General features: G+C 71.4%; 8 protein-coding genes. 2 read left to right on the top strand and 6 right to left on the bottom strand.

Translation table 11 applies throughout. The features are described 5' to 3' along the window. Positions 1-9: 9 nt before the first annotated feature. Together M4D54_RS06510 and M4D54_RS06505 are read right to left on the bottom strand one after the other, a co-directional pair. On the bottom strand, positions 10-213 hold the full coding sequence (locus tag M4D54_RS06510) for a cold-shock protein (RefSeq protein WP_193866106.1): 204 nt from the start codon (positions 211-213) through the stop codon (positions 10-12). Positions 214-503: 290 nt separating this feature from the next. Next, a complete protein-coding gene (locus tag M4D54_RS06505) occupies positions 504-1535 on the bottom strand; it encodes a proteasome assembly chaperone family protein (protein ID WP_259890743.1) in 1032 nt (343 codons plus the stop codon). Between the two features lie 141 nt (positions 1536-1676). Between M4D54_RS06505 and M4D54_RS06500 the strand changes: the two genes are divergently transcribed. Next, positions 1677-3920: an AAA family ATPase gene (locus tag M4D54_RS06500; RefSeq protein WP_193866104.1), complete on the top strand. Its 2244-nt coding sequence runs from the start codon at positions 1677-1679 to the stop codon at positions 3918-3920. A 197-nt stretch (positions 3921-4117) separates the two neighbouring features. Here the strand turns inward: M4D54_RS06500 and nrdR are convergent, their stop codons facing one another. Continuing rightward, positions 4118-4621 carry a transcriptional regulator NrdR gene (gene nrdR, locus M4D54_RS06495; protein ID WP_193866103.1) on the bottom strand — a complete coding sequence of 168 codons (504 nt, stop codon included), beginning with the start codon at positions 4619-4621 and terminating at the stop codon, positions 4118-4120. 40 nt (positions 4622-4661) lie between these two features. Beyond that, positions 4662-5057 carry a LysM peptidoglycan-binding domain-containing protein gene (locus M4D54_RS06490; protein WP_193866102.1) on the bottom strand — a complete coding sequence of 132 codons (396 nt, stop codon included), beginning with the start codon at positions 5055-5057 and terminating at the stop codon, positions 4662-4664. 172 nt (positions 5058-5229) lie between these two features. On the opposite strand from M4D54_RS06490, the gene lexA reads away from it, so the two are divergent. Then, positions 5230-5916, top strand: a complete 687-nt coding sequence (gene lexA / locus M4D54_RS06485) for a transcriptional repressor LexA (protein ID WP_193866101.1) — start codon at positions 5230-5232, stop codon at positions 5914-5916. Between the two features lie 36 nt (positions 5917-5952). On the opposite strand, the gene M4D54_RS06480 is transcribed toward lexA, so the two are convergent. Then, positions 5953-8001, bottom strand: a complete 2049-nt coding sequence (locus M4D54_RS06480) for an ATP-dependent DNA helicase (protein WP_193866100.1) — start codon at positions 7999-8001, stop codon at positions 5953-5955. 121 nt (positions 8002-8122) lie between these two features. Continuing rightward, positions 8123-9658 carry a GTPase HflX gene (gene hflX, locus M4D54_RS06475; protein ID WP_193866099.1) on the bottom strand — a complete coding sequence of 512 codons (1536 nt, stop codon included), beginning with the start codon at positions 9656-9658 and terminating at the stop codon, positions 8123-8125. Positions 9659-9724 lie beyond the last annotated feature (66 nt).

Raw genomic sequence — 9724 nt, 5'->3', positions numbered from 1 at the left:
CAGGTCCGGTCAGAGAGGACGGACCTGCTCTGCCTGCGGGCCCTTGTCGCCCTGGGAGACCTCGAACTCGACGCGCTGCCCCTCATCGAGGGAGCGGTAGCCGTCCATGTCGATCTTGCTGTGGTGGACGAAGACGTCAGCGCCGCCTCCGTCGATCTCGATGAAGCCGTAGCCCTTCTCGGAGTTGAACCACTTGACCGAGCCCTGTGCCATACCTGTCTACTTCCTGTGTCGTCCATCATCGGTCGCCGATGCGACCGTGGTGCCGCGAGAAGCCGTTCGCCGCCGGATGGCGGGTGGCATCAGGTGCGCCGTTCGGGGCCGAGGCCCCATGACGGACTGTCCTGCTGGAACTGCATCACCGCAACACCGCCATTGTGTCACGGCCGTGGCCCGGTTCACAGAGGGGGATCGAACCGCGGATCACGAAGGGGTAACGAACAGTGCTGCCCGAGGCAGTCACGAGCTCCCTAAGGACCATGGGCCCGGGGGCGGGGCGGGACTCAGAGCCGACGCGGGTCGTCCGGCCCTTCGACGTCCTGGTCCGCCAGGAAGCGCTCGAAGTGATCGCCGATCTCGTCGGCCGTGGGCAGGTCCATGGTGGTGGCCATCGGCGAGCCGTCCTGGTCCTCCCGCATGGTGTCGTACTGCTCCTCGAGGGCGGTGACGATCTGCCTCACCTCGGCGTTCTGAGCCAGCGTGGCCTGCAGAGCGCCGGTGGCGGCATCGGTCAGATCACCCAGGTCCACCAGGGGCAGCTCCAGGCCGGTGGCGTCGCTGATCCTGCGCAGCAGCGCGAGCGCGCCGGCGGGGAAGTCCGTGCGGGTCAGGTAGTGAGGGATCTGCGCCGCGTACCCCATCGCGGGGTGACCGCTGCGTCCGAGCTCGAACTCCAGCAGGGCACCGAAGGAGGCGGGGACCACGATCTCCGCGCCCTCGGACGGCTGGTCGGGCCCGCCTCCGGCAGGGTGGGAGCTGGACCCGGCCGGGGCCTCCCCCTGCCCGACCGACCGGTCCGGGGCTCCCACCCCGTCCTCCCTGCCCTCGCCCGCGAGCAGCGATGGATCGTTGGCGTGGGCGAACAGCCCGATGGGGCGGGTGTGCGGCACCGCCATCGGCACGGCCTGCATCCCCACCACCCGTTCCACCTCGAAGTACTCCACCAGGTCGATCACGGCTTGGCCGAAGCGCTTCCACTGCAGATCCGGCTCCGGGCCGTCCAGGAACAGGAAGGGACGGTCCGCCTCGTCGTACATCAGCGTCAGCGAGAGGGAGGGGATGTCCACCGAGGTGTAGGAGAGCCCGTCGAACACCGCCTGGGGGCGAGAGCCGCGGTAGTCGAGCAGCTCGTCGATGTCGAAGGAGACCAGCTTCATGTGCCGCAGCTGATCGCGGAGGTACGTGGCAGCGATGCGGCAGGAGTTGCCGGCATCGACCAGTCCGGGCAGGGCGTGCACCAGCATCAGGCCCTCACGTGGAACGGCCGCCAGCACATCCATGGACTCGAAGCTGTACAGGTCGCGCGGGTCTCGCATCGGCACCTCCTCAGCCCGTGAACGCCCCGGGTGCCACACACAGCCGGGCCCGTCCACCATAATGGATCACCGTGCTCCTCCGACCGGGTGTCCGAGCGGTACGGGCACGCAAGACGAGGCAACCCCAGGGGGACCGGGTACGTGGACGACGCTGAGGGGCAGATCGCCCGGGAGATCGCACGCGAGCAGGACTACGCGGACCAGCTCTACGACAGGCTGGACGAGCAGATCGGCCAGGTGCAGGACAACCTCGAGAAGGTGCAGGCCTCGCAGCACGCCTCCACCCACCAGAACCGCTCGGAGCGGGACGCGTTCGCTGCCCTGTACGAGGACCGTCTGGCCCTGCTGCGCTCCGTCAGCCAGAACGTCGTGTTCGGGCGGCTGGACACCGACGAGGCCGCCCGGCGCTACATCGGTCGCATCGGCCTGTTCACCCCCGAGCGCGAACAGCTGCTGGTGGACTGGCGCGCCCCCGCTGCCGCCGCCTTCTACCAGGCCACCAGCAACGAACGACTCGGGGTGCGGTTGCGGCGCCACCTGATCAGCCGAGGCCGCAGCGTGATCGGCCTCGAGGACGACGTGCTCGATCCGTCCGTGCTGGAGGAGAGCGACGACATCGTGCTGCAGGGCGAGGGGGCCCTGCTGGCGGCCGTGTCCGGCCAGCGCACCGGCCGCATGGGCGACATCGTCGCGACCATCCAGGGCGAGCAGGACCGCATCATCCGCTCCGGGAACCGGGGCGTGCTGGTGGTCCAGGGCGGTCCAGGCACGGGCAAGACCGCCGTCGCGCTCCACCGGGCCGCCTACCTGCTCTACACGCACCGCCGGCGGCTGGAGCACACGGGCGTGCTGATCATGGCCCCCACCCAGGGCTTCCTGCGGTACATCGAACGGGTCCTGCCCAGCCTCGGCGAGTCCGGCGTGGTGATGCTGACTCCCGGCGAGCTCTTCCCCGGTGTGCAGACCGCACTGCACGACAGCGACGAAGTGGCGCGCATCAAGGGCGACGCCGCGATGGCGGAGCTGCTCTCGCGCGCCGTCAAGCAGCGCCAGCTGGTGCCGGAGCGCGACGTCCCCCTGCGCATCGACGGCACCGGCATCACGCTCACGCGCGAGGACGTGCGCTCCGCCCGGCGTGAGGCGCGAGCCTCCCACAAGCCGCACAACGCCGCCCGCGCCGTGTTCGTCCGAGCCGCCGCAAGCCGCCTGGCCGACCGGTACGAGAACGCCCTGCGGGCCGCCGGGCGCACCGTGGTCCCGGAGGACCGCCCGGAGCTGCTCTCGGACCTGCTGCACCACCCCGATGTGCGCCGCGAGCTCAATCTGGCCTGGCTCCCGTACACCCCCCAGGGCTTCCTGCGCATCCTGCTGTCACGGCCGGAGCGCCTGCGGGCAGCGGCTCCCCGTTCCCTCGCTCCTCACGTCGACGTCCTGGTGCGGCCCAAGGACTCCCCCTGGACAGTGGAGGACATCCCTCTGCTGGACGAGGTGGCGGAGATCCTGGGCGACGACTCCGCGCCGGAGGAGGCGCGCGCCAAGGAGCAGGCACAGAAGAAGGAGGCCGACGTCTCCTATGCGCGCGCCGTGCTGGAGAACATCGACACCTCCGGGATCATCCGGGCCGAGGACCTCGCCGAGCACGTCGGTCGGATCCGCGACGGCCGCACCCTCGCCGAACGGGCTGCCGGCGAGCGTGCGTGGACGTACGGCCATGTCGTGGTGGACGAGGCGCAGGAGCATTCGGCCATGAGCTGGCGCGCCCTGATGCGGCGCTGCCCCACCAAGTCGTTCACCGTGGTGGGCGACGTCGCCCAGACCTCCTCGGCCGCTGGCCCCGGCTCCTGGGAGGCCGCCCTGGCGCCGTACGTGCAGGACCGACTGCAGGTGGAGCACCTCACCGTCAACTACCGCACTCCCCGGCGGATCATGGACAGGGCCGCAGAAGTGGCCCAGTCATACGACCTTCCGATCACGGAGGTCAGCTCCGTACGGGAGGGGGACCGCGATCCCCGGATCGAGCACACCGACGACGCCCACCTGGCGGAGGCCGCCGCGCACGAGGTGCGCGAGCTGCACGCCTCGAGCATCGGCCGGATCGCGGTGATCTCCTCAGAGCACCGGCTCACCGCGGTGCTCGAGCAGCTGCGCAGCATCGGGGGCCTGCCCCCGGTGGGATCCGGCTCCTCGGGCGTGGACGACGAGATCGCGGTGATGACGGCACAGGACGCCAAGGGCCTGGAGTTCGACGCCGTGGTGGTGGTCGAACCTGCCGAACTGGTGGAGGGGCATGGTGCCGGGGACCTGTACGTCGCGATGACCCGCCCCACCCAGCATCTGGGTGTGGTGCACGCCCGACCTCTGCCCGACGGGATGTCCGGGGACTGAGCACCGGTGTGCGCCGGGGTCAGCCCCGGAGCTCAACGGAACGAGCCCCGGCGGAGGCAGGACAGGCCTCGGCGGAGGCAGGGGCGCGGACAAGCGATCAGCGGCCGTGGCTTCCCCTCCACGACCGCTGATCTGGGTGCGCTGCGCGAGCGCACGAGCAGTATCTTACGCACACATGAGGGGTGCTTCGCACCAATTCACAACTCGGTGCGAACCGGGCCGTGGGAGCCGTCCTGAGCGGCCTCGTGGGGCCCGCCGGACTCCTCGCGCAGACGGGTGATCGCAGCCTCGAAATCGGACAGCGAGTCGAAGGACTGGTAGACGCTCGCGAAGCGCATGTAGGCCACCAGATCCAGCTCCTGCAGGGGCTGGAGGATCGCCAGGCCCACGTCATGCGCATCGATCTCGGCCTGGCCGCTGGAGCGGATGTCCTCCTCGACGCGCTGCGCGAGCATGGCCAGCTGATCATCGCTGACGGGCCGGCCCTGGCACGCCTTGCGCACCCCCGAGATCACCTTCGCGCGGCTGAACGGCTCGCTCACACCGGAGCGCTTGAGGACCGACAGGGACGCCGTCTCGGCGGTGGAGAAGCGCCGACCGCACTCGGGGCACTGCCGGCGGCGGCGGATGGTGGCCCCGTCATCGGACGTGCGGGAGTCCACGACCCGGGAGTCGGGGTGGCGGCAGAACGGGCAGTGCACCCGTCAAGACTACCGGGAGCAGCCCGCCGCCGGGCCCGGATCAGCGCTCCACGCCCTCCCCGACGGGCAGATCCAGCTGCTGACCGGCAGTGACCCGACCGGTGGGCAGATGGTTCATGGCGCGCACCTGCGCGATGTACTCCTGCTGGCCCACGCCTTCGGGAGCATGCTGCTCGGCGAGGTCCCACAGGGTGTCACCGGCCTCGACGGTGACTGTGATGTGCTGCTCCTGACCCGCGCCCGCCAGCGCTGCGGGAACGTCGAAGACCAGCAGCGCGAGGGCCGCGACGACAAGGCCGAGCACGAAGGCGATGGCGGTGACCAGTGCGCGGCCGCGCGAAGTGAGCTCGAGTCGAACACCCGAGCGATCAGCGGGGCGCTGCGCACGGCTGTCACGGCGGGGGAAGGGCAGGACCGTGGTGGTATCGGTGGGCATCTCCGAACTCCTGTTCGATCGAATCTGTGTGCGACTGTAGACCGGTATCGGCGCGACACGCAAGAGGAAACATCGAACATGTGTTTGGAATCCGCTTCCGCGCCGCCTACTGTGGCTGACAAGGACCACGGAACCGTGAGGGTCTGACAAACGAAGCCAGGAGGCCCGCCCGATGTCGCCCAGCACCAGTCGCCGCCCCGAGAGCGCCCCTGTGGGCGATCACGCGAGCCTCACCCGCCGCCAGCGCCGGATCCTGGAGACCATCACCGCCGCGATCTCGGCCCACGGCTACCCGCCCACGATGCGGGAGATCGGCGATGCGGTGGGGCTGACCTCCTCCTCCTCCGTGTCCCATCAGCTGCAGGCGCTCGAGCGCAAGGGCTACCTGCGCAGGGACCCCAAGCGTCCCCGTGCGATGGAAGTGGTGATGCCCGGCGAGGACGATGCCCCTGCCCCGGCCCAGGAGGAGAGCGCGCGATCGGTCGAGGCCGTCTCCGTGCCACTGGTCGGCCGGATCGCGGCGGGCGTGCCGATCACGGCGGAGGAGCAGGTGGAGGACGTCTTCCCCCTGCCGGCGCGCTTGGTGGGCGACGGTGATCTGTTCCTGCTGCAGGTGGTGGGCGATTCGATGATCGACGCCGCGATCTGCGACGGCGACTGGGTGGTGGTGCGCCAGCAGCCGGTCGCGAACAAGGGCGAGATCGTGGCTGCGATGCTCGACGGCGAGGCCACTGTGAAGACCTTCGCCCAGCACGACGGTCACGTGTGGCTGATGCCGCACAATCCTGCCTTCACCCCGATCCTCGGCGATCACGCCGAGATCCTCGGCAAGGTGGTGGCGGTGCTGCGCGCCGTCTGAACCGGGAGGCGCCGGCCTGAGCGCGCTGCTGCCGGGTCAGACCGTCTGGGCGAGGCGGCGCAGGGCGCCCAGCGCCACCTGCGGGTCGCTCGTGGGCCACAGCGGTGGCATGGCCTCGCGCAGGAATCCCCCGTAACGGGCAGTGGCCAGGCGGGGGTCCAGCACCGCGACCATGCCCCGGTCGTCCTTGGTGCGGATCAGGCGGCCGGAGCCCTGTGCCAGCAGCAGCGCGGCATGCTGCGCCGAGACCGACATGAATCCGTTGCCCCCGCGTGAGGCGATCCGCTCCTGCCGAGCGGAGGTGAGGGGCTCATCGGGGCGGGGGAAGGGGATCCGGTCGATGGTCACCAGCCGGCAGGCGTCCCCCACCACGTCCACCCCCTGCCACAGGGTGATCGTCCCGAACAGGCAGGAGTCCTGCTCCTCGCGGAAGATCCGCACCAGGTTCGAGATGGAGTCCTCCCCCTGCACGCCGATGGTGAGGTCCAGCCGGGCCCGTACGTGCTCTGCGGCGAGCTCCGCCCCGCGCCGGGAGGAGAACAGGCACAGCGCCCCGCCGGCGGAGGCCTCCACCAGTTCGGTCAGGTGGTCCAGCATGTCGAGCGAGGGGCCCTCCCTGCCGGGAGGCGGAAGGTGCCGGGCGATGTACAGGATCCCCTGCCGGCGGTAGTCGAAGGGACTGCCGACGTCCAGCCCGGCCCACGCCCCGCGGTCCTCCAGGGCCGGGATCTCCTCGGGCGCCGTGCGGGCGGCGCGTGCCAGCCCTACCTCGCCCGCGGGAGGTTCGAATCTCCCGCCCAGGGCGAGGGTGGCGGAGGTGAGGATCGCGGTGCGGTGCTCCAGGACGGCACCGCGCATCGCCCCGGCCACGCTCAGCGGGGCCACCTGGATGCTGGACCGGCCGGTGGCCCCGGAATGGGAGACCGAGACCACGTCGTCCTCCTCCGGTGCCAGCAGCCGCGTGCACACGTCGATGATCTGCTGGAGGTTGGATCGCACCGCCTTGCGGGAGCCGGCGGTCCCGGCCACGTCCGCGTCGCCGGCGTCCTTGGCGTCGGAGTGGGCCTGCCGGGACTCGGTGCGCAGGTGCTCGACGGCGTCGGCCAGCTGCTCGGGCAGGTCCCCGATCACGCGGCCGTCACTGACCAGGCTGAGGGCCTCGCGCAGCTCCTCCCCCGCATCGTCCAGAGCGGTGGCGGCCACGCCCAGGCCGCGCAGGTCGCGCACGGTGCCCCGCACCAGGGACGGGGTCAGCACGTCGGTGACGGCGGTGGTGACGCTCCCGGTGAGGCTGTGGGCCTCGTCGAAGACCACCACGTCGTGGTCGGGGATGATGCCGTGGCCGTCGAAGGCGTCGATGGCCAGCAGGGCATGGTTGGTGACCACCAGGTCCACCTCCCGTGCCAGCTCCCGGCTGTGCTCGGCGAAGCACGAGCTCGCCATGGGGCAGCTGCTGCCCAGGCAGTGCGACCCGCTCACCGAGACCTGGCGCCAGGCGCGGTCCGACACCGGGGTCTCCAGCGAGTCGCGGTCCCCGGTGTCGGTCTCCTCCGCCCAGGCGCGCAGCCTGCGCACCTGCTCCCCCAGTCGCTCCCCGCCGTCACGGGCGGGATCCGCGGAGGCCTCGGCGAACAGCGCACCGGGGTCGATGTCCACGGGGTAGCCGCCGTCCAGCTTGTGGCGGCACACATAGTTGGAACGGCCCTTGAGCAGGGCGTAGGTGGGGGTGCGCGGCAGGTGCGGGGCCAGCGCCTCCACCAGGCGCGGGAGGTCCTTGGCCACGATCTGGTTCTGGAGGGCGATGGTGGCGGTGGAGACCACCACCGGTCGGCCCGAGGTCACGGCGTGCAGCAGGGCGGGCACCAGGTACGCCAGGGACTTGCCGGTGCCGGTGCCGGCCTGGACCAGCAGGTGGCGGCCGCCCTCCATCGCGGTGCCGACGGCCTCGGCCATGGCCCGCTGCCCCTCGCGGGCGGTGCCGCCGATCGCGGTGATCGCCGCGTCCAGCAGTGTTCCCAGGCGCGCCGGGTCATCCCCGGTCGAGTCGCGGGGAGGCGAAGGGGTGGAGCTGTGGACGGCGGGCACCGGACCACGGTAGCGGCCTGTGCGTCGGGGGCGGCCCAGGCGCGCCCCGGGCCGCTCGGCCGGTCTGCGGGGCCCTGCGTCCCACGGGCGGTCAGATGGCTCACCGGCGGCGGGACACCCCTCAGGCGGTGGCGTGCAGCTCCGCGGCGAGGGCCTCGTCGACCCGTGCCTTGAGGTGGGTGCCCTCCATCAGGTGCTCCTCGGAGATCACCTCACCGGTGCTGTGTACCCGGGAGATGAGATCCCCGCGCGAGTACGGCACCACCACGTCGACCTCGACCGCCGGGCGGGGCAGTCGCTGCGCGATCAGCTCGCGCAGCTCCTCGATGCCCTCACCGGTGCGGGCGGAGACCACCGCGGAGTCGTCGACCAGGCTGCGGATCCGGGCGATGGTCTCCGGCTCGGCGATGTCGGCCTTGTTCAGCACCACGATCTCCGGGACGTCGAAGCCCTCGAGCTCCCCCAGCACCGTGCGCACGGCCCGGATCTGGCCCTCGGGATCGGGGTGGGAGGCGTCCACCACGTGCAGCAGCAGGTCCGCGTCGCCCACCTCCTCGAGGGTGGAGCGGAAGGCCTCGACCAGCTGGGTGGGAAGGTGGCGCACGAAGCCCACGGTGTCCGCGTAGGTGAACTCGCGGCCGTCCGGGGTCTGGGAGCGGCGCACCGTCGGGTCCAGGGTGGCGAACAGGGCGTTCTCCACCAGCACCCCGGCCCCGGTGAGCCGGTTCAGCAGGGAGGACTTGCCGGCGTTGGTGTAGCCGGCGATCGCGACGGAGGGCACCTGGTTGCGGTGCCGGTCGGCACGCTGCGCCTGACGACCGGGGGTCATCGCCTTGATCTCCCGGCGCAGCTTGGCCATGCGGTCGCGTATGCGCCGACGGTCCAGCTCGATCTTGGTCTCACCGGGGCCGCGCGAGCCCATGCCGGCACCGCCGGCGGCCACCCGGCCACCGGCCTGTCGGGACATCGACTCGCCCCAGCCGCGCAGGCGGGGAAGCAGGTACTCGAGCTGGGCCAGCTCCACCTGGGCCTTGCCCTCGCGGGACTTGGCGTGCTGGGCGAAGATGTCGAGGATCAGAGCGGTGCGGTCGATGACCTTCACCTTGACGATGTCCTCGAGGGCTCGACGCTGACCGGGGCCCAGCTCTCCGTCGGCGATCACGGTGTCCGCCCCCACCTCGGCGACCACCTCGGCCAGCTCGGCGGCCTTGCCCTTGCCCAGGAAGGTGGCGGGATCGGGGTGGGCGCGGCGCTGCAGCACGCCGTCGAGCACCTCGGAGCCCGCGGTCTCGGCGAGCGCGGCGAGCTCGCGCAGGCTGTTCTCGGCGTCCTCGAGGTTGCCGGAGGTGTAGAGCCCGGCCAGGACCACACGCTCCAGGCGCAGCTGGCGGTACTCGACCTCGGTGACGTCCTCGAGCTCGGTGGACAGACCGCCGACGCGGCGCAGGGCCTGGCGGTCGGCGAGGTCGAACTGGTCGCCGTCGGTGGTGGAGTCGTAGGTGACGGCCGAGACGGAGGCGTCGCCGCGCGCGAGGATCCGCTCGGTCAGGGGGTCACGGCGGCGGGCGCCGGGGCTCTGCGCGGCATCGGCTTCCTCGGTCGAGCTCCCGGTGACGTCGTCGTCCGGCACGGGGTCTGGATGGAAGGCGATGGGCACGATCTGGGTTCTCCTCGAGGGGGGCGACTGGAGTGGCCGACGCCGGCACGTCCGGGAGGATCGTGC

Source organism: Brachybacterium sp. p3-SID1565 (assembly GCF_025143785.1).
Classification (GTDB): Bacteria; Actinomycetota; Actinomycetes; order Actinomycetales; family Dermabacteraceae; genus Brachybacterium; species Brachybacterium epidermidis.
This window is presented reverse-complemented; position numbering and strand designations above follow the sequence as displayed.

Coding starts and splice junctions, on each gene's coding strand:
- M4D54_RS06490 (WP_193866102.1), bottom strand. CDS start 5,057: ATGCCCACCGATACCACCACGGTCCTGCCCTTCCCCCGCCGTGACAGC.
- lexA (WP_193866101.1), top strand. CDS start 5,230: ATGTCGCCCAGCACCAGTCGCCGCCCCGAGAGCGCCCCTGTGGGCGAT.
- M4D54_RS06505 (WP_259890743.1), bottom strand. CDS start 1,535: ATGCGAGACCCGCGCGACCTGTACAGCTTCGAGTCCATGGATGTGCTG.
- M4D54_RS06510 (WP_193866106.1), bottom strand. CDS start 213: ATGGCACAGGGCTCGGTCAAGTGGTTCAACTCCGAGAAGGGCTACGGC.